The sequence below is a fragment of the Shewanella sp. LZH-2 genome (assembly GCF_016859145.1).
GTDB classification, from domain to species: Bacteria; Pseudomonadota; Gammaproteobacteria; order Enterobacterales; family Shewanellaceae; genus Shewanella; species Shewanella xiamenensis.
This window is the reverse complement of sequence record NZ_CP069350.1, coordinates 3,983,955-4,003,884: the sequence shown is the minus strand read 5'-3', so window position 1 is coordinate 4,003,884 and position 19,930 is coordinate 3,983,955. Positions and strand designations below refer to the sequence as shown.

The 19,930-nt window shown below is 48.2% G+C and carries 15 protein-coding genes; 10 read left to right on the top strand and 5 right to left on the bottom strand.

Annotation, left to right across the window (positions count from 1 at the left end; translation table 11 throughout):
- Window positions 1–87 precede the first annotated feature (87 nt).
- The 4 genes from JM642_RS17585 to JM642_RS17570 all read left to right on the top strand — a co-directional run bounded on the left by JM642_RS17585 (window position 88) and on the right by JM642_RS17570 (window position 4,891).
- Window positions 88–1,305 (top strand): aspartate aminotransferase family protein, encoded by a 1,218-nt coding sequence (locus tag JM642_RS17585; RefSeq protein WP_037414164.1) that lies wholly within the window; start codon window positions 88–90, stop codon window positions 1,303–1,305.
- 125 nt (window positions 1,306–1,430) lie between these two features.
- Window positions 1,431–2,450: an arginine N-succinyltransferase gene (astA, locus tag JM642_RS17580; RefSeq protein WP_069453617.1), complete on the top strand. Its 1,020-nt coding sequence runs from the start codon at window positions 1,431–1,433 to the stop codon at window positions 2,448–2,450.
- Between the two features lie 9 nt (window positions 2,451–2,459).
- Entirely contained in the window at window positions 2,460–3,923 is a 1,464-nt protein-coding gene (gene astD, locus JM642_RS17575; RefSeq protein WP_203432254.1) for a succinylglutamate-semialdehyde dehydrogenase, read from the top strand.
- 164 nt (window positions 3,924–4,087) lie between these two features.
- Window positions 4,088–4,891 (top strand): DUF1338 domain-containing protein, encoded by an 804-nt coding sequence (locus tag JM642_RS17570; RefSeq protein ID WP_203432253.1) that lies wholly within the window; start codon window positions 4,088–4,090, stop codon window positions 4,889–4,891.
- 144 nt (window positions 4,892–5,035) lie between these two features.
- On the opposite strand, the gene JM642_RS17565 is transcribed toward JM642_RS17570, so the two are convergent.
- The 4 genes from JM642_RS17565 to crp all read right to left on the bottom strand — a co-directional run bounded on the left by JM642_RS17565 (window position 5,036) and on the right by crp (window position 8,081).
- Entirely contained in the window at window positions 5,036–6,364 is a 1,329-nt protein-coding gene (locus tag JM642_RS17565) for an ATP-binding protein (RefSeq protein ID WP_203432252.1), read from the bottom strand.
- Window positions 6,361–7,035, bottom strand: a complete 675-nt coding sequence (locus JM642_RS17560; protein WP_037414152.1) for a response regulator transcription factor — start codon at window positions 7,033–7,035, stop codon at window positions 6,361–6,363. Before JM642_RS17560 ends, JM642_RS17565 begins: the two co-directional genes overlap by 4 nt.
- The gene (locus tag JM642_RS17555) at window positions 7,016–7,363 is read right to left on the bottom strand and encodes a hypothetical protein (protein ID WP_037414150.1); all 348 of its coding nucleotides are present in this window, start codon (window positions 7,361–7,363) and stop codon (window positions 7,016–7,018) included. The genes JM642_RS17560 and JM642_RS17555 overlap by 20 nt, the downstream gene beginning before the upstream one ends.
- A gap of 82 nt (window positions 7,364–7,445) precedes the next feature.
- The gene (gene crp, locus JM642_RS17550; protein WP_011070954.1) at window positions 7,446–8,081 is read right to left on the bottom strand and encodes a cAMP-activated global transcriptional regulator CRP; all 636 of its coding nucleotides are present in this window, start codon (window positions 8,079–8,081) and stop codon (window positions 7,446–7,448) included.
- 421 nt (window positions 8,082–8,502) lie between these two features.
- On the opposite strand from crp, the gene JM642_RS17545 reads away from it, so the two are divergent.
- Window positions 8,503–9,282: a tetratricopeptide repeat protein gene (locus tag JM642_RS17545; RefSeq protein WP_037414147.1), complete on the top strand. Its 780-nt coding sequence runs from the start codon at window positions 8,503–8,505 to the stop codon at window positions 9,280–9,282.
- A 68-nt stretch (window positions 9,283–9,350) separates the two neighbouring features.
- Here JM642_RS17545 and thpR read toward each other — a convergent pair whose 3' ends face one another.
- Window positions 9,351–9,926, bottom strand: a complete 576-nt coding sequence (thpR, locus tag JM642_RS17540) for an RNA 2',3'-cyclic phosphodiesterase (protein ID WP_203432251.1) — start codon at window positions 9,924–9,926, stop codon at window positions 9,351–9,353.
- A 171-nt stretch (window positions 9,927–10,097) separates the two neighbouring features.
- Here thpR and JM642_RS17535 point away from each other — a divergent pair, with 171 nt between their 5' ends.
- The 5 genes from JM642_RS17535 (at window position 10,098) to JM642_RS17515 (ending at window position 19,914) form a co-directional block, all read left to right on the top strand.
- The gene (locus JM642_RS17535; RefSeq protein WP_037414143.1) at window positions 10,098–12,284 is read left to right on the top strand and encodes an EAL domain-containing protein; all 2,187 of its coding nucleotides are present in this window, start codon (window positions 10,098–10,100) and stop codon (window positions 12,282–12,284) included.
- A 206-nt stretch (window positions 12,285–12,490) separates the two neighbouring features.
- Window positions 12,491–14,497: a TonB-dependent copper receptor gene (locus tag JM642_RS17530; protein ID WP_203432250.1), complete on the top strand. Its 2,007-nt coding sequence runs from the start codon at window positions 12,491–12,493 to the stop codon at window positions 14,495–14,497.
- A 169-nt stretch (window positions 14,498–14,666) separates the two neighbouring features.
- Window positions 14,667–17,174, top strand: coding sequence for an ATP-dependent helicase HrpB (gene hrpB / locus JM642_RS17525; protein WP_203432249.1), 2,508 nt, complete (start codon window positions 14,667–14,669; stop codon window positions 17,172–17,174).
- Window positions 17,175–17,251: 77 nt separating this feature from the next.
- Entirely contained in the window at window positions 17,252–19,558 is a 2,307-nt protein-coding gene (gene mrcB, locus JM642_RS17520; protein ID WP_203432248.1) for a penicillin-binding protein 1B, read from the top strand.
- Window positions 19,559–19,635: 77 nt separating this feature from the next.
- Window positions 19,636–19,914: a peptidylprolyl isomerase gene (locus JM642_RS17515; RefSeq protein WP_011070961.1), complete on the top strand. Its 279-nt coding sequence runs from the start codon at window positions 19,636–19,638 to the stop codon at window positions 19,912–19,914.
- Window positions 19,915–19,930: the final 16 nt, after the last annotated feature.

The following is a 19,930-nucleotide window of genomic DNA, read 5'->3' as shown; positions in this document are numbered from 1 at the left end:
ACCCTGTATCACTAACTCAAGATAAAGATACGTTGGGGACTCAGACGGCTCCCGATGCCGTTACATTTAAACAAAGGATGAAGAAGAATGAGCGTTGATATGAAGTTGAATCGTGCCCAGTTTGATGCGGTTATGGTGCCTAACTATGCGCCTGCTGCCGTGATCCCAGTACGTGGCGAAGGCAGCCGTGTATGGGATCAAGAGGGTAACGAATTTATCGATTTTGCTGGCGGTATCGCGGTAAATTGCTTAGGTCACTGTCATCCTGCCTTAGTGAATGCCTTAAAAACCCAAGGCGAAAAATTATGGCATCTGTCTAACGTCATGACCAACGAGCCTGCACTCGAGCTGGCCACTAAGTTAGTCAATAGCACATTTGCTGAGCGTGTCTATTTTGCCAACTCTGGCGCCGAAGCCAACGAAGCGGCACTGAAATTAGCCCGTCGTTATGCTTTAGAAAAATACGGCGTAGAGAAAGATGAAATCATCGCCTTCGATAAAGCCTTCCACGGTCGTACTTTTTTCACTGTGAGCGTTGGTGGTCAAGCGGCCTATTCCGATGGTTTTGGTCCAAAACCGCAAAGCATCACCCACTTACCTTATAACGATGTTGCGGCATTAGAAGCGGCCGTATCGGATAAAACCTGCGCCATCATGCTAGAGCCGCTGCAAGGTGAGGGCGGTATTATTAATGCTGATCCTGCGTTCCTCAAAGCGGTGCGTGAACTGGCTAATAAACACAATGCACTGGTGATTTTCGACGAAGTACAAACTGGTGTTGGCCGTACGGGTGAACTTTATGCTTACATGGGCACCGACATAGTGCCGGATATTCTTACCACGGCTAAAGCACTTGGCGGTGGTTTCCCTATTGCAGCTATGCTGACTACTGCGGAAATTGCTGAGCACCTAAAAGTGGGGACTCACGGTTCAACCTATGGTGGTAATCCATTAGCTTGTGCTATCGGCAACGCGGTATTAGATGTGGTTAACACGCCAGAAGTTTTGAATGGTGTGAAACATCGCGAGCAATTATTACGCGACGGCTTGAACAAAATTAATGAAAAATATCACGTTTTCTCTGAAGTTCGCGGTAAAGGCTTACTGTTAGGGGCGGTTCTTAATGAACAATATCAAGGTCGTTCACGTGACTTTTTAGTGGCATCTGTTGCTGAAGGCTTAATGAGCCTGATGGCGGGGGCCAACGTAGTTCGTTTTGCACCTTCACTGGTGATCCCTGAGGCAGATATTGCAGAAGGTCTGGCACGTTTTGAACGTGCCGTGGCGAGCATCGCCGCTGCCTAAGGACCAAAGGAGTGCTGAATTTTATTCGCACTCCTTTTTTGTCAGGGAATTCTTGCAGATATCATTCCTGTCTTTTGAAGATAGGCGCATTGGTGCACTGCAAGCTTAAGTGAGGAGACACTAAGATGTTAATCATACGTCCTATTCGGGCTGGCGACTTTGAATCTCTATACCAAATTGCCGAAGAGTCTGGTCATGGCTTTACCTCATTGCCAGTCAATGCCGATTTGCTTCGGCATAAAATTGCCCGTGCTGAAGCCTCTTTTGCCAAAGTTGTCGATAAGCCCTTTGATGAAGGCTACTTAATGGTGCTCGAGGATACCGCGACCCGTGAAGTGGTCGGCACCTGCGCGATTGAAGCCGCAGTCGGTATGGAGGATGCCTTCTACCACTATCGCCTCGGAACTGAGGTGTACCATTCTGAGCAAATTGAAGTTCGCAACGAGGTGGAAACCTTAACTCTTTGTCACGATTACACTGGCGCCGCTGAGCTTTGTACCCTGTTTTTACGGGAGCCTTATCGTAAGGGGAATAATGGCCGCATGTTATCCCGCAGCCGTTTTCTGTTTTTGGCGCAGCATGCCAAACGCTTTGGCGAAACTGTGATTGCTGAAATGCGTGGCGTAAGTGATGCAGATGGTCATTCTCCCTTCTATGGTTGGTTGCAAAAAAACTTTTTAGGCATTGATTTTATTCAAGCTGACTACCTGTCTGGCTTAGGTAAAAAAGCCTTTATGGCGGAGATGATGCCCCGTAACCCCGTGTATGTTTGTCTGCTGCCAGAAGAAGCGCAAAAAGTGATCGGCGAAGTACACACTAATACGCGTCCGGCCCTAAGTTTGCTGCAGGCCGAAGGTTTTAGATGCCGCGGTTATGTGGATATTTTCGATGGTGGCCCAACGGTCGAATGCCGTTTAACCGATATTCGCGCCGTGCGTGAAAGCCGTCTACTGACGGTCGAAATTGGTGATATGCCTGAATCCGATAAGCAATTTATTGTCTCTAACACTCAATTAGCCAATTACAGAGCGACCGCAGCTTATCTTTGCGTTGATGATAAAGCAGAGCAGGTGGTAATTAGCCCAGAACTCGCCGAAGGTTTGTTACTCGCAAAAGGCGATCAAATCCGTATTTTGGCAATGTAGGAATAGCAAATGACACATTTTATTAAAGGCCAGTGGCACGCTGGCAAGGGTCATGATGTGACCTCTAGCAACCCAGCAAATGGCGAAATTATTTGGCGCGGCCAAACGGCGACAGCCGATCAAGTCAACGCTGCCGTCGATGCCGCCCGTGAAGCTCAGTTCGATTGGTTTATGTTAGGTTTTGATGCGCGTCTAAAGATAGTTGAAGCTTATCGTAGCCAACTCGAAGCGAACAAAGCCGAATTAGCCGAAACGATCGCTCAGGAAACCGGTAAACCCCAGTGGGAAACGGCGACAGAAGTTGCTGCCATGATTGGTAAGATTGGCCTGTCGGCAACGGCTTATAACAAGCGCACCGGCACTGAAGCCAATGACACGCCAGTAGGGCGCGCCGTGCTACGCCATAAGCCTCACGGTGTGGTTGCTGTGTTTGGGCCCTATAACTTCCCAGGGCATTTACCCAATGGTCATATAGTGCCAGCATTGCTTGCGGGCAATACCGTGGTGTTTAAGCCCTCTGAATTGACGCCTAAAGTGGCCGAGTTAATGGTCTCTCTCTGGGAAAAAGCGGGTCTGCCCGCGGGTGTAATCAACTTAGTCCAAGGTGAAGTCGATACGGGTAAGGCGCTGGCGTCGCACCCACAACTCGACGGGCTGTTCTTTACCGGCAGTTCTCGCACCGGTCACCTGTTGCACCAGCAATATGCGGGTCATCCAGGTAAGATCCTCGCCTTAGAAATGGGCGGTAATAACCCGCTGATTATTAAAGGCGTGGCCGATATTAAAGCCGCTGTGCACGATATTCTGCAATCGGCTTATATTTCATCAGGCCAGCGTTGTACCTGTGCCCGAAGGCTCTATGTTGAGCAAGGCGAGCAGGGCGATGCCTTGGTCGCCAAGCTGGTTGAAGCGGTGAAGCAGATTAAAGTCGGTCCTTGGAACGCGCAGCCACAACCATTTATGGGCTCAATGATTTCCGAAGGCGCAGCGAAAGGTATGGTGGCGGCGCAGGCTAACTTGCAGAACTTAGGCGGCGTGTCACTGGTTGAACTCACTCACCTGCAAGCTGGAACAGGCTTAGTCTCACCCGGGCTTATCGATGTCACAGCGGTGAGCGAGTTACCCGATGAGGAATACTTTGGTCCACTGCTGCAATTAGTGCGCTACAGTGATTTTGACCAAGCGATTAAGCTGGCTAACCAAACCCGTTATGGCTTATCCGCAGGTATCTTGGCCGATAGCCGTGATGATTATGAGTATTTCCTTGCCCGCATTCGTGCGGGGATTGTGAACTGGAACAAGCAGATCACTGGTGCCTCGGGTGCTGCGCCCTTTGGTGGCGTAGGTGCTTCGGGTAACCACAGGGCGAGTGCATTTTATGCTGCCGACTACTGTGCTTATCCCGTTGCCTCCGTTGAGGCCGATGCGGTGAGCTTGCCCGTAAGCTTAAGCCCAGGGTTAAGTTTAGAGTGACATCATTGAGGAAGAACCTAGGTTCTTCCTTTTTCATCACAAGCAGTAACGTTACTTGGGCTGCTACTGAGCGCCGTTGTGCAGCAAGTGGCTAGGGTCGTTACATTGAGTGCGAGCGGCAAAACAATACGCACTATAGTCGCAGCACAATAAAAGGAGTTTTTATGCACACAGATATCAATGCGTTATTTGCCGCCCTCTGGCAAGACTATATTCAAATGACCCCATCAGCGGCCAAGGTGCACGAGCTACTTGGACACGGCAAGCCGATTATCAACGACCATATCGCTCTGCGTACTTTTAACATCGCTAAGGTGAATTTAGCCGTATTAGCAGAGCACTTTACTTCTTTAGGTTATGTGGCCTGCGGTGACTATAAGTTTGAACAGAAAAAACTGGTAGCAAAGCATTTTGAGCACCCAGATGCGACTCAACCTAAGGTGTTTATTTCTGAGCTATTGGTGGAAGAATTTAGCCCATCACTGCAAAGCACTATCCAAGGCTTGATTGCCCAAGTGGATGAGCAAGCGACGAAAGCGGATAACTTTATCTATTCGGGTCGTCATTGGACGCTGGATGCTAAAACCTACGAGACGCTGCTCGAAGAGAGTGAATATGCGGCTTGGGTCGCAGCCTTTGGCTACCGCGCCAATCACTTTACTGTCTCTATCAACCACCTCGAGGGTTTTGATACCTTAGAGTCGGTAAATGATGCACTCAAACAAGCGGGCTTTGTGCTGAATAGTTCAGGTGGCGAAATCAAAGGTTCACCAGAGGTGTTACTGGAGCAATCATCGACTATGGCCGATAAAATCGCTGTGGCATTTAGCGATACAACGGTTGAGATCCCAAGCTGCTTTTATGAGTTTGCCCTGCGTTATCCAAAGGCGAATGGTGAGCTGTATACCGGCTTTGTGGCCGCATCAGCCGATAAGATTTTTGAGAGCACCAACGCGAAAAAAACCTAATGAATTAGGTTGTTGCTGACTTAATCTCAAACAAAAACGCCATCAATTGATGGCGTTTTTTATGGGTGGCACTTAGTGCAAGTAGCTAGAACAACAATAGTTAGCTCAACACATGTTCGCTAAGCACTCTTAGCTAAGCACTCGTTAGCCAAAGACTAGTTCAATACTGAGGCCAGATAAGTGGCTGCTGTGTTTAAACTTAAGTTCAATGCCATATTGCTCGGCAATTTCCTTCACTATCGATAAACCTAGGCCATGGCCCATGACGGATTCATCAAGGCGTGTGCCCCTTTGGGTGAGTTTGTCGAGTTCGTCGTCAGCAACACCTGGGCCATCATCATCGATGCTAAGGCAGAGTTTGTTTTGCGCCTTCCACAGTTTTACCGTGACTTGGCTACCCGCCCATTTAAAGGCGTTATCGAGCAAATTCCCTAAGAGCTCCATACCATCTTCCCTATGAATAGGCAGGCGCTGGATACTAGGATCGAGCTCAAAGTCGCAGTTGATGTTTTTGCTTCTGTGCACTTTGTTGAGGGTATTGGCGAGGCTGTGGAGATCCCTCGGCACCACTAACTGGGCGGCAGGTAACATATCACCGGTGATCCGCGCCGCCGCAAGCTTACGCTCGACCATTTTATGGATAGCGTCGAGTTGCTGTTGCAGCGCCATGGCGGTATCGGGATCTTTTAGCCCCAAGGCTTCTACCTGTTGCTGCATCACTGCCAGTGGGGTTTTGAGCCCATGGCTTAAGTTGCCTAAGTTATTGCGGCTACGTTCTATTTGCTTGGCGGTGTATTCCAATAACTCGTTGTAGGTCTTCGCCAGCGGTTGCACTTCGGGCGGAATGTTATTCAGCTCTAAGGCGTTAATCTCGCCTTCTTGTAGGCGTGACAGTGCATGTTGGATCTGTTTAACGGGTTTAAAGGATTGGCGCAGGATCAGGAATATACCCGCGATCATGGCCACTAACATGGCGAGGTTAACCCCAAGCTTAGTGCCGTAGACTTCACTAAATACCCGCCGACCAATACTCAAATCTTGTGCGACAGTAAGCGTAGCGGTCACATTGGCACTGCTGGAATTTAATCCAAGAGATAACAACTGCATATCATTATTTTTAGGTCCCTTTGCCTGCCAGACACGGGTCTGGTTTGGCGCTAAAGGTTCGATATCGAGCTGCATATCCCACAGGGAGCGGGAGTGGATCACTTCATTGGGCAGGTTTAGCTGGAAATAACGCCCCGAATAGGCGGGGCGGTAGAAGCTCGACAGTTGGCTCTGATCGATGTGGATTTCCCCATTATTGAAATGGGTTGCCAGCATAATGTGTTCTAAATCTTCTTCTAAGCGATTGATAATCGAGTCGTGAAACGCTTGGCGCAGCATGGACTCAAATAATACGAGTCCAACTACTGTGCCTAATACCAATAAGCCCGTTAACCATAAACTGAGCTTAGTGCGAATCGAGATCATGCAGTCACGCCGTGGAAGATATAACCTTGACCGCGGCGGGTTTCTATCGCAGTTTTACCGAGTTTTTTGCGCAGATGAGTCACGTAAACTTCAACCACATTACTCTCTTTCTCGTCGTCAAACTGATAGAGTTTGTCCGTCAGTTGAGCCTTAGATAACAGCTTCTTAGGTGACATGAGGAAGATTTTTAACAGCCTGAATTCCATGGCCGTCAATTCATATAAATGCTCGCCAACGCTGACGGTTTGTTCGGCTTCATCTAAGGTGACGCCGCCATAGCTAAGTTGCTTGCTGGAATTATTTAAACGGCCATGGGCGCGATGAATAAGCGCTTGGATACGCGCTAATAACTCCTGTGCGTGGAAGGGTTTTCCTAAATAATCATCGGCACCGGCATTGAAACCTTCGACCTTTTCATGCCATTGGCTGCGGGCGGTTAACATAATAACAGGAGTGCTAATGCCTTGATTACGCCAGCCTTCGAGTAATTCCAGCCCATTGCCATCGGGGAGACCAATATCTAAGATCACGCAATCGTATTGGGTTTCTTTAACGAGGTAATCGGCTTCAACCGCTTTGTCAGTAATATCGGTAACGTAGCCAGCCTGTTTGAGTTGTTTCTCCAGTTCGGAGACCAACATCGGATTATCTTCAACGAGTAGCAGTTTCATGTTTTCGACATTCGCTCGGTAGTGCGGTGGAGTGTTCAAGTTGACCATTGGTGGCATCAATACTCAGATTCACAATTTGGCCGCGTTGAACTTTGATTTGCAAATCATAGCGCCATTTATGATCTTCTTGATAGAGATGTGCGTCAATTAGTTCACCTTGGCAGAATTGATTGACCACGGCAAGGGTGCCATTGAGTGATAGAATTTGCCCAGAGTTGACTAAAGCCTTGGCTTGATAATGTTCTAATTCAATCGGTTCGGCGTTAATTATTGTTGGATGCACCAGCGTAAACAGACTGAAAAAACAGATAAATAACAGCCGTTTCATTTATGCTCCCCAATAAAAAATGGCCTAGATTTTATGCTAGGCCACTTTAATGAAACAGGCTTAAATCAAGCTGAAGTCTAACTTAACGGGTGCCATATACCACAATGGTTTTACCGTGTGCTTGAATGAGATTTTGTTCTTCAAGCATCTTTAAGATACGACCCACAGTTTCGCGGGAACAACCAACGATCTGACCAATTTCTTGGCGAGTGATCTTAATTTGCATGCCGTCTGGGTGAGTCATGGCATCAGGTTGTTTTGCTAAATGCAACAATGTTTGGGCAATACGGCCTGCCACATCGAGGAATGCTAAATTACCGACTTTCTGGCTAGTGCTCTGTAGGCGGTATGCCATTTGAGCCGAAAGCTTCATCAGAATTTCGGGGTTAACTTGGATTAATTGCTTGAACTTCTTGTAAGAGATTTCAGCAATTTCACATGCTTGTTTTGCACGAACCCAAGCAGTACGTTCAGCTTGTTCTTCGAACAATCCTAACTCACCGATAAAGTCGCCTTGATTAAGATAAGATAGGATCATTTCCTTACCTTCTTCATCTTTAATCAATACCGCAACAGAACCTTTTACGATGTAATAAAGGGTATCTGAGTCTTCACCAGCATGGATCAAGGTGCTTTTAGCGGGATACTTATGAATGTGACAGTGTGATAAAAACCATTCCAAAGTTGGGTCCGGTTTTGGCTTACCAATCAGAGCCATGTCGATGTTCCTCGATTGATTAAAACGAAAGTAAGAATATTCTAAATAAGCATTTTACGTCAATTACACCCATAAAAACTTGATGGACATCTTAGTTTAGAATGAGTGAATAAATGCAATTAACCAACTAAAATTAGAGCTTATTTTGCTACTTTAGTGATATTAGTCAACTAAATCGGTGTCAAACTCACTGGATTCACTTAACTCTGTAGAGTTAATCACATCTTATAAAGGCTTTTAAGGGTTTTTTGTGAGTAAAATAATCGTAAACCTTAGTGGCCTGACATGGTGAGTCGAGCAATTTAAAAATCAGCGGTGATTTTTCCCTTTATTTAAGGTCAATTGAACCTATTTAGACTCGACTTATAGGGTTAATTCTGGCTAACTTGGGGACGCGGTTGTTTTTCGAAGAGGTTACCACGTGAAATACAGACAATGGGTTTTCGGTGCAGGATTGACTTTATCCGTTGGATTAAGTTCTGCTGCATACGCATTTTCTATCCCGCAGCCCGCAAATGAAATTGCGGCGAGTAAATTTGTGCATATTCAAGTTCAGGCGGAACAAGGTGATGCCGATGCGCAATTTTTACTGGGACTGATGTTTCTCTCTGGACGTTATGTGCAGCAAGAAGTGCCATCAGGACTGCACTGGATAACTCTCGCCGCCGAGCAACAACACGAAAAGGCGCAGCAAACTTTGGCGGATCTCTCCTTTGAAGGCCAATTGATAAAACGAGACTTAGCTGTAGCCGAGCGTTGGTATAAGGATATGGGGGAGCGTGGTAATCGTTGGGCACAGTTTCGTTTAGGCTTTATTTACGCTTCGGGTGGTGATGGCGTTAAGCGCAATTGCGGCAAAGCGGTAGAGCAATTTTCCCGTGTTGGCGATGATATTGCCCTTGGCAATGTGGCTTGGATTCTCGCAACTTGCCCAGAGGCCGAATACCGTGATGGCAATAAAGCGCTTCAGTTATCTCTACAGCTCCTTAAGGTCAACGAAAATGATCCCACTAATCTCGACAACTTGGCCGCGGCCTATGCGGAAGTGGGCGATTTTGGCGCAGCCGTTTCGACGCAGCAAAAGGCGATTGCAGCTTTGAAGATGACGGCTGAAGCGACTAAAACCGATGAATTTAAGCAGCGTTTACATAGCTATGAGCAGAAACGCGCCTACCGTGAGACACTGCGTTTGCTCGATTAAACCCGTTAGTGTTTTATTATCTTTATCAGCCCGGGCTATGCTCGGGCTGATTGTTTCTGGCGTCTTATTTATTGGGCGGATTCAGGCTGTTCGAGCGGCCAAGAATGTAAGATGTGATATTCCACCCCACGATTACCGCTTGAAGAAAGGTACAAATGAAGCTGTTCGGGAGCGAGCGTTAGTTCAGTTATTGGTGTATTCGCTAGATCCTTGAGGGGAAGCTCGTTATCAAAGGTGCTCAATGACTTGGCTTTTCTAAACAAGCTGATATGCGGTCGAAATGGATGTTCGCTCTGATGCAATTGCAACTGCTGCGCTAAATCTTGCGCCTGCGATGCCAATAACGCCAACGCAGGGCTAACCCTATCTCCCTTTAAACAACATACCTGTGCCTTGGGCCAAACGGCGAGCTTATCTAGTTGTACTGTAAATCGTGGCCGATACAGTCTATCAACGGCTTCGAGCAGCAGTGTCTTTTGAGACTGATTGGCTAAGCCTAAAAAAGCGAGGGTGAGATGAAAATTCGCTTTGCTTACGGGTTTTGCATGGGGCGTTAACTGTTGTGCTAAGCATTGCTGCAATTGCAGCAGTGGCATGCGTTGAGTCTCATTAAGGGCGAATCCAAGAAATAGTCGTTGTAACACTCTTTATCTCCGCTACCTGCTCAAATGCCAAACATAAGCTATGCTTTTGTTTGGTAATACAGAAAGGCCCGTGGTCATTATTCATCATCGGCTTTCGATGACTTGAATTTGTTTCTGGGAAGTGTAGCAATAATACCTTAAATGGAATTGTAGGTAAGGAAATCCCTTTTCATGTCAGATGGTTTAGCAAATTCACTCCAACAGGCATTAGTGACGATTTTTAGCGAAACGCCGCTAGAAACCCTAGAGCAAAATGTTGATAGAGCATTAGAGGCGATTACACTTCAGTTGCACTGTGATGGGGTGTTTGTGCTAACGGGGAGTTTATCCCTCGACCATTTACGCACCCGTAATTTGTATTTAAAACCGCAATTTAGCCAGGGCCAGCAGACTCGCGTTTGGCCGCTCGCGCGTATGCCTTTTTTTCGCTCCCTTGTGAGAACCCCCAAGCTGCTGAATCTACCCGATGTGAATACATTACCGTCAGAAGCTCAGGCAGAGCGGGCATTGTTACGGGATTGGGATGTCAAAAGTCTACTGGTGTTACCCCCCGTCGTATTTGGAGAAACCCGTATTGCCCTTGGGGCGGTAAATTGCTCCGAATGCTGTGAGTGGACTGAGGAATTTATTCAGGAGTTTCAACATGCGGCTGTGATGATTGGTTCGGCGATGGAGCTGACCCGTATCGCCCATGATATGTTAGCGAGTGAAAACAAATATCGCGAAGTCTTTAATCAATTGCCCTTGGCTTGTGCTTTGCTGGATAAACAAAATCAACTGACGATGCTGAACAAAGTGGCGCTGCAAACCTTGCCAGTGCAGCATGGATACGATTTATTCAGCATGGTGCGCGATGAAGAGCACGCGATGCTCTCCGATACGTTGCATATGGTGCGTGAAGGCGTATTAGGACAAGCTTGGTGCGAATTGCCGCTTAAATCGCTGCATCAATTAGAGTGGTTAAGGCTCAGTTTTAGTCAGATCCACGGTGATAAGGACACCCTGGTTATGATTGCCGAAGATGTGAGTGAAAAGTATCGGCTGGCCGATGAGCTCTCTTTTCATGCTAACTATGATGCTCTTACCGGATTGCCCAATCGGCTGCACTTTGAGGCATTACTCGATAATTTGCTGCATAGCAAAGATGATATGCCAACCTGTGTTGCCTTTATCGATGTCGATCAATTTCAAGTAATCAACAATGTTAGCGGTCATCAAGCGGGGGATAAGTTACTGTGCCAGTTGACATTGCGGCTTAAACAACTGGTGCGTAAGGGCGATATCGTTGCTCGGCTTGGTGGTGATGAGTTCGGTATTTTAATGCATTACTGCAATGTAGATTCGGCGCAGCATATTGCTAAGCGGATTTGTACTCAGTTAGCAACCCACGAATTTATCTGGGAAAACCGCTGCCACAATGTCAGCGTCAGTATGGGGATAGCTAAGTTCGATAGGTCGGCCTCTGATATTTATACCGTGATGAGCCATGCTGATGCGGCCTGTCGACTCGCCAAAGATAAGGGGCGAAATGGCTGGCATTTATACAGTGCTAAAGATCCTAAAATGACCCGTCTTTACACTGAAATGATGGCCTCGGTAGATATTGTTAGTGCCCTCGCGTTAAATCAATTTGAGCTTTATTTTCAAAGTATTGCACCACTAAATTGCGAAGAGCCAGGATTACATTTAGAAGTGCTGCTCCGTATGGTGCAGCCCAATGGCAACATTGTTTCGCCAGCAATTTTCCTACCTGCCGCTGAGCGCTATAACTTGGCCGCCAAAGTCGACTTGTGGGTCATTGATAATCTGCTGAAGTGGGGGAGTAGCCATTTAGCGATTTGGCAGCAATTGGGGCTGGTATCCGTCAACCTTTCGGCGACGTCTTTGGGTGATAGTGAGTTTATGAATTGGCTTGAAATGCGGCTAATGACCGAACCTGAGTTGGTGGATAAACTCTGCATTGAGATCACCGAAACCGCCGCCGTAAGCCAATTAGATCAAGCAACTAAATTGATTGAAGTGCTTAGGCCATTAAATTGCCAGCTCGCACTGGATGACTTTGGTGCGGGATTTTCAAGTTTCGCTTATCTCAAACGTTTAAATGTGGATTACGTCAAAATCGATGGTCAGTTTGTTATCAACCTGTGTGACGATGATGCGGATCAAGCAATCATCAAAGCCATTTGTCAGCTCGGACAAGATATGGGATTTGATGTGGTAGCCGAGTTTGTTGAATCGACAGAAATTGGTTTAAAATTAAAGAGCTTAGGAGTGGATTATGCTCAAGGTTATGCGATTAATAAACCCGCGCCATTGCTAACATTAACCTCTGGATTGGCCGAGCCTTGGCTGCTGTAACGGCAGTTATCCTTCATGTGAGTTTTTATACTTCTGCAATTCTTAATTTGTAAGTGACTCATTTATCACTATTTACCTTAATGTGAGCCCATGCAACTTAGGCTGCGACAGATTGTCGCGCCAAGCCGAGTTTTGATTGCACTTATATCACCAGTCATAACAATACCCCCACAAAAATCATTAAAAACAATATGTAGGGGAATGTCATGCCGTATCAACCGATCAAATTAGCGCTAATTTTAGCGAGTATTTTAGGCTCCACTTTACCTCAGTTGGGCTGGTCTACAGAGGCGACCGACTGTGGTGATGACCAAAAATGTAAAGATTATCTGCTGGTTACCGCTGATGTGATGCGTCAGCCAGTACACTTAGTGAGTGATCCCAAACAAAATCGATTGCCATTACCCGCCTATGATGGCTCAGGGTTTTTACGCACGATTCCGGGATTTAATATCACCCGTAAAGGCGGCTCTGGCGGCGATCCGATGTTTCGTGGGTTGGGTGGTTCGCGCTTAAACATCGTTGATGATGGCCAGCATGTATATGGTGCCTGTGGTGGACGTATGGATCCGCCAACCAATTATATTTATCCCGAAACTTACGATCAGATAACGGTTATTAAAGGCCCGCAGACGGTGAAATATGGCCCCGTCGGCACCGCGGGCACTATTCTGTTTGAGAAAAATCGCCATCGTTTTAATCAAGCGGATCTTGAAGGGCGTGCCAGTGCGACGGGTGGCAGTTTCGATAGACGAGATGCCATGGTGGAGTTGAGTGCCGGTGATAAGAATTACTACCTTGATTTTGATATTAATCAATCGAGTAGTGATCATTATCAGGACGGCAATGGCAATAAGGTCCAATCCAGTTATGACCGCCAAAACGCCAATCTTGCCCTAGGTTGGACACCTACTGAGCGTACCGTTGTGGAGTTAGCTTACGGTGAGTCGAGCGGTGAGGCAGAGTATGCCGACAGATTAAATAAGGCTCGCCAAATTGATAACCGTGATGCGGCGGTGCTCATACAACATGAGTTTGAGTCGACCTGGCTGGCCGCAGTCGAGTTACAAGCCTTTAGCAATAAGAACGACCATATTATGGACCGATTTGATGAAGGGGTGAATTCTGGCTCGAATGTGCGTCGGATGACCGACGGTGGTCATCTTTGGTTTGATTTAACCCCGCTCGATGGCCTCGAATTAACACTAGGGCTGGATTATATGTCTAGCGCGCATGATGGCCGCAGCATGGCAATGGGAGATGTTGGTTTAGACGACTTACTCAATAAGTCGTTTAAGGAAGATATGCGCTATAAAAACTATGGCCTGTTTGCCGAATCCCGTTACGGCTTTGATAACCAAGGTTCAGGTAACAGTAGTTTGCACGCAGGACTGAGAGTTGATCGCTGGGATAGCGAATTGTTAATCGCCCAGCAGGGTGAGCGGGAGGATACCCTCTACAGCGGTTATGTGCGTTATGAATATCAACTCGATGCTCATCAATACTATGCTGGATTTGGCTCGGCGCAGCGCGTGCCAGACTATTGGGAGATCATGAAGGCTAGCGCCGATAATCCCGCACAGAAAGCCTTTGATCTTAAGGCAGAAACGACCAATCAATTTGATATAGGCTGGATTTACCAAGGCCCGGTTGAAGCGTCAGTGTCACTATTTTACGGTGAGATTAATGACTATATTTTGATTGATTCGACCAGCAATACCACGGTAGCCCGTAATATTGATGCCAGCTTATTCGGTGGCGAAGCAAGCCTAGACTATGCGTTTAATGACCAATGGTCGACTCAACTTACCTTAAGTTATACCCAAGGTGAAAACGATACCGACAAGGTCGCACTCGGGCAAATATCGCCGTTAGAGGCAAGATTAATTGTTAATTATCAATGGCAAGCTTGGACAATGGCGGCGCAGTGGCGGCTGGTTGCATCGCAGGATCGTTATACCTTAGGTCACGGCAATATTGTGGGCCAAGACTTAGGCCCAAGTAGTGGCTTTGGTACCTTGGCACTCAATGCTTCTTGGTCATACAGCAAGGATTTATCCTTTATCTTTGGTGTCGAAAACCTGTTTGATGCAACCTACGCAGAGCATGTGAGTAAGGCGGGTACGGGTAATGATCTGCCTGGTAGTGAGGCCATGTTCAGGGTCAACGAGCCGGGGCGTAATCTCTGGGCTAAGCTGACCTATCAGTTCTAACTCGGCTTATTTGTGCTATTAGCGCCCTGAGAGCCTTGCTGTCGGGGCGATGCTATTTTTAGCAAGCCAATGCCAAACTGCGACGTATCAAAGCCGAGGCTGCAGGAGGGACACTGCCAAAGGCCTATGTTAAACTGCCACATCATTTTTCCCTGTTGATACTGTTGCATTGAACAATCTACCTATTCATTCCTTACTGCCATCTCTGCGTGATGCCTTTGCAACGCATGCCCAAGTGATCCTCGAGGCACCCACAGGCGCGGGTAAATCCACCGCCTTGCCTTTAGCTATCTTGGATTGGGCTGAGGTTTCTGGGCGGATTTTAATGCTGGAACCTCGACGTGTGGCCGCCCGCAGTGTGGCGCAATTTATTGCCAGTTGTCGGCAACAGGCGGTAGGGCAAGAGGTCGGTTTTAGGGTGCGCGGTGAGTCAAAGGTCAGTGGTGAGACTCGGCTTGAGATTGTTACCGAAGGGATATTAACCCGAATGATCCAGCAAGATCCTGAATTGACTGGGATCGATATGATCATTTTCGATGAGATCCACGAGCGGCATTTGACCACAGATCTTGGTTTAGCTCTCGCTCTCGAAGTGCAAAGCTCACTGCGGGATGACTTAAAAATCCTCGCCATGTCGGCAACCTTATCTGGCCTTGCGCTCAGTGAGTTAATGCCAAACGCAGCCCTGCTCAAGAGTGAAGGGCGCAGTTTTCCGGTTGAAATCATCTACCGTGCAGTCGCGGGCCAGCAGCATTGGCTCGATCATCTGAGCCGCACCGTGCTCGATAGTGCTACCTCAATAACGGATAGTGGCCCGCAGGATATACTGGTGTTTTTACCCGGTAAGGCGGAAATCCTCAGGGTGGCGCAGTATTTGGCGGAGCGCCTCGATGGTAGCCGTGTGGCAATTTGTCCGCTTTATGGCGAGTTGTCCGCGCAGGAACAGGATAGGGCGATTAAGGCAGACGCAAGTGGCAGGCGTAAAATAGTGCTCTCCACCAACGTTGCCGAGTCGAGCCTCACCATTGAAGGCATTGGGCTGGTTATCGATAGTGGCTATAAACGCCAAGCGAGTTTTAACCCTAAAACGGGGGTTACGCGCTTAAGCCTTAAACGTATTAGCCAAGCCTCGGCAACCCAACGAGCTGGCCGCGCTGGCCGTTTAGCTGCGGGCGTGTGTATTCGATTATGGGGCCAAGAAGAGCATCAACGTCTGCTCAAAGCCGATGAGCCCGAAATCAGCCAAGCCGATTTAGTCTCAATGGCCCATGACTGTGCCTATTGGGGCGCTAAATCCTTCAGCGATTTGCTGTTATTGACAGCGCCGCCGAGCGTGAACGAAGCGCTGGCGTGGCAACTGCTGCAGCGCTTAGGCGTGGTCGATGGGCAAAACAAACTCACTCTGCACGGCAAAGCCGCCTATGAGCTGGGCTGTCATCCGCGCCTCGCGCACATGTTATTAGCTGCTAAGTCCCATTCTACAGAACTTGCGGCCTTGGCCTGCTTGCTCGCGGGTATTTTAGAGGCGCGGGGATTGCCACGCAAAGGCGCAGATATCATGAATTACTTGCATTTTGCCACCCAAGGCAGTGCCGGGCAGCAGGCCAAACAATGGCTTAAAAAGCTGGCGCTAGATAAGCAATTCACTCAGGCCGATTTAGTGGCCATCGCCTCCCATGCGCATCATCAGGATGTCGGTTTACTGTTGGCGCAGGCTTATCCCGATCGCATCGCCAAATCCCGCGGTGTCGAGGGTTATCAATTGGCCAATGGAACGGGTGTGGTGCTCAACGCTGAAGATGCCTTAGCGCAAACGCCTTGGTTGGTGGTGGCTGATTTTCAAGAAACCGAAGGTAAAAATGCTGGGCGGATCTATTTAGCTTGTCCGTTGCAACCGAGCCTATTTGATCATGAGTTAGCCGACTTAGTTGATACTCATGAGCAGTGCGGTTGGGATGAAACCAAAGGTCGCGCTGTTGCTGAGCGGCAAGCAAAAGTCGGGCAGATATTACTGAAATCCGAGACGATTGCTAACCCTAATCGGGCGCAAATTGTGGCGGCATTAGTGAGTTATATCCGTCAGCAAGGCTTACAAATTCTTAATTGGCACGATAACTTAGCGCAGTTTCAAGCGCGATTGCATTTAGCGCGTGAGTTAGATCCGAATGCTGATTGGCCGGATATGAGCGATGCCGCGCTGCTGGCAAACCTTGAAACATGGCTGGCGCCTTACCTTGAAAATGTGAATAATCTGCCGCAATTACAAAAACTCGATTGCTTTAGTTTAGTGATGAATCAATTGAGTTGGTCGCAGCAGCAGGCGCTTGATGCACTGTTGCCGACCTCATGGCCTTTAGCCACGGGCACTTTCGCGCCCATAGTTTACGAGACTTCGGGTCGCGCCTTACTGCGGGTTCGCTTGCAGGAAACCTTTGGTATGGCTGACAGCCCGCTACTAGCCCAAGGTAAGCTGAAGGTGACGATGGAGTTGCTGTCTCCGGCGCAGCGCCCTTTGGCACTGACGGCAGATCTCGCCAGTTTTTGGCAAGGGCCCTATGTTGAAGTGAAAAAAGAAATGCGTGGGCGTTACCCTAAACACCTGTGGCCGGACGACCCTGCCAATACGCTACCGACAAAATATACCAAGAAGAAAACCTTAGGTTTATCTCAGTCATAGCCTTTAGACTGCTTTGATTTACAACCTTGTGTTGTGCCTGTGACTGATGCCGTTAACGCATAAATGATGAAGTAGATATGACAACTCATACGACAAAAAAAGCGCCAGCCCAACGTAAAGCGAAGCGAAGCCGTGGCCTATTTGGGCAAATTTGGTCGCTCACCTGGAAGCTCGCCTTAATCGGCCTCGCCGTTGTGACCTTCTACGGTATTTACCTCGACCAAATTATCGCCCGTAAGTTTGAAGGGCAAAAATGGCATTTACCTGCACAAGTTTTTAGCCGTTCCATGGCCTTATACCCAGGAGCAGCGGTGAGTCATCCACAGTTGATGGCCGAGTTAAAACTACTTGGCTATCGCAAAGTGGCGAACCCCCGCGAGGTAGGCGAGTTTTCGGCATCGAGCACCAAAATCGAATTATGGCGTCGACCCTTTTTACATCCCGAAGGCGATCAGCCAGAACAGCGAGTGATGATCACCTTCGATAGCGAAGGCGTCAGCTCTATTGCCCGAATGGAGGATAAGCGCCAGTTAGCGGTATTCCATTTAGAACCCGTTTTACTTGACCGCATGATCACCGGTGACGGCGAAGACAGGCTCTTTGTCTCTACCGAAGATATGCCCAAACATATTGTGCAGGCACTATTGCTGGTGGAAGACCGCAGTTTTTACGAGCACCACGGGGTGAACCCCTTCGCGATTCTGCGTGCTGCTTTTGTAAATATCAGCGCAGGGCGTACCGTGCAGGGCGGTTCGACACTGACCCAGCAGTTGGCGAAAAACTTCTTTCTTTCAAGCGAGCGCTCATTGTTGCGTAAGGTTCGCGAAGCCTTAATGGCGGTAATTATTGATTTTCGTTACAGCAAGGAAGAAATTCTCGAGGCTTATCTCAACGAAGTGTATATGGGGCAAGATAAATCCCGTGCCGTGCATGGTATGGGGCTGGCTTCGCAATTCTATTTTGGTCGTCCCATCGGTGAGTTAACCACGGCGCAGCAAGCCTTTTTAGTGGCGGCGATTAAGGGGCCATCTTACTACAACCCATGGCGCTACCCAGAGCGCAGCTTAGAGCGCCGCGATTTAGTGCTGCGGTTATTGATGGAGTCGGGCGAGCTGACTACCGCGCAATACAAGGTGGCGGTGGAGTCGCCCTTAGGTTTGCGTAATGCCAATAAGCCTGTGCATCAAAAATTACCTGCGTTTTATGCCTTGGTTAAACAAGAGGTTAATGAGCGCTACGGCGATGCGTTATTAAAACAATCTGGGGTGAAGATTTATACCACACTCGATCCAATGGCGCAGGAGGCCGCCGAAATTGCCGTGACTCAAACCTTTAAGAGCTTAGATAAGGGCAATAAGTCGTTGCAGATTGGTATGGTGGTCACCGACAAATACACTGGCGGTATCGCGGCTATGGTGGGTGATAAAACGCCGGGCTTTGACGGTTATAACCGCGCAGTGGAGATCCGCAGACCGATTGGCTCGCTTATCAAGCCATTTGTGTACGCCACCGCTTTGGCACCAAATAGTCAATTTACTTTGGCCACGCCACTTAAAGATCAGCCGATTACCCTAAAGAATGAGCAAGGCAAAACCTGGTCACCGCAGAACTTTGATAAGACCTTTAGCGGCCAAGTTTCGTTGTTAACGGCGCTTAAAAAATCGATGAACGTGCCGACGGTAAACCTTGGGATTGCCGTTGGGGTCGATGCCGTGGCAACCACCTTGGCTAAGTCGGGCTGGTCGGAGCCGCTTAACGAATATCCATCGATGCTACTGGGCGCGGTGAATGGCTCGCCCTTAATGGTGGCGCAGGTTTATCAAACCCTCGCCGATAGCGGCGCTTACCGTAAACTCACCACAGTCACCGCAGTGCTCGATAGTGATAATCAGCCTTTACCCGTAACGCGTTCAGCCAAAGAGCAAGCGATTACGCCAGATACCGACTTTTTGGTGCAATATGCCATGCAGCAAGTGGTGCGTTCGGGTACGGCAACGCGCTTAGGCAATGCCTTCCCGGGTGTGGCGCTGGCGGGTAAAACTGGTACCAGTAACGATAGCCGCGATTCTTGGTTCGCCGGTTTTGATGAGCGTAACGTGGCGGCGATTTGGGTCGGTCGCGACGATAACGGAAAAACCAGTCTTTATGGTAGCAGCGGGGCGATGGCGGTGTATCAAGCCTTCTTGAAGGAACGACCACCGATTGGGCTGCGTTCGATTCCACCATCGGGTGTGATCCAAGGCTATTTTGACCGAGATACGGGTGAAGCCAAGGAAGCAGGATGCAGCAATACTGAGGCATTACCCGCCCTGAGAGGCACTTATAACCCAGCTAAAAACTGCGGCGAGCCGTTGCAGTGGTGGCAGAAGATTTTAGGTCAGTAATACTTATTCTTAATAGGTAAAGCGATAATAGCGGTGCAACTTAATTGCACCGCTGTTTTTGATAAAGAGAGTACAAGATGTTTAAAACCGCAGCCGCAGTGCATATCCTTGTTAAACACAAAGAGCAGGCGGAAGATATTATTAAGCAATTGAATAACGGTGCGAATTTTGGCGCCTTAGCGAAACGCTATTCCTCATGTCCCTCAGCGAAAAAGGGCGGCGATCTCGGTGAGTTTAAGCGTGGGCAAATGGTGCCGCAGTTCGATAAAGTCGCCTTTTCTGGTGAGTTATTAGTGCCGCATTTAGTGAAAACCAAATTTGGCTGGCATGTAGTTAAGGTGCTGTATCGCACTTAGCTATTGATCACACTTA

Coding starts and splice junctions, on each gene's coding strand:
- crp (WP_011070954.1), bottom strand. CDS start 8,081: ATGGCTCTGATTGGTAAGCCAAAACCGGACCCAACTTTGGAATGGTTT.
- JM642_RS17530 (WP_203432250.1), top strand. CDS start 12,491: ATGCCGTATCAACCGATCAAATTAGCGCTAATTTTAGCGAGTATTTTA.
- astD (WP_203432254.1), top strand. CDS start 2,460: ATGACACATTTTATTAAAGGCCAGTGGCACGCTGGCAAGGGTCATGAT.
- mrcB (WP_203432248.1), top strand. CDS start 17,252: ATGACAACTCATACGACAAAAAAAGCGCCAGCCCAACGTAAAGCGAAG.
- JM642_RS17570 (WP_203432253.1), top strand. CDS start 4,088: ATGCACACAGATATCAATGCGTTATTTGCCGCCCTCTGGCAAGACTAT.
- JM642_RS17565 (WP_203432252.1), bottom strand. CDS start 6,364: ATGATCTCGATTCGCACTAAGCTCAGTTTATGGTTAACGGGCTTATTG.
- JM642_RS17555 (WP_037414150.1), bottom strand. CDS start 7,363: ATGAAACGGCTGTTATTTATCTGTTTTTTCAGTCTGTTTACGCTGGTG.
- JM642_RS17515 (WP_011070961.1), top strand. CDS start 19,636: ATGTTTAAAACCGCAGCCGCAGTGCATATCCTTGTTAAACACAAAGAG.
- JM642_RS17560 (WP_037414152.1), bottom strand. CDS start 7,035: ATGAAACTGCTACTCGTTGAAGATAATCCGATGTTGGTCTCCGAACTG.
- astA (WP_069453617.1), top strand. CDS start 1,431: ATGTTAATCATACGTCCTATTCGGGCTGGCGACTTTGAATCTCTATAC.
- JM642_RS17535 (WP_037414143.1), top strand. CDS start 10,098: ATGTCAGATGGTTTAGCAAATTCACTCCAACAGGCATTAGTGACGATT.
- JM642_RS17585 (WP_037414164.1), top strand. CDS start 88: ATGAGCGTTGATATGAAGTTGAATCGTGCCCAGTTTGATGCGGTTATG.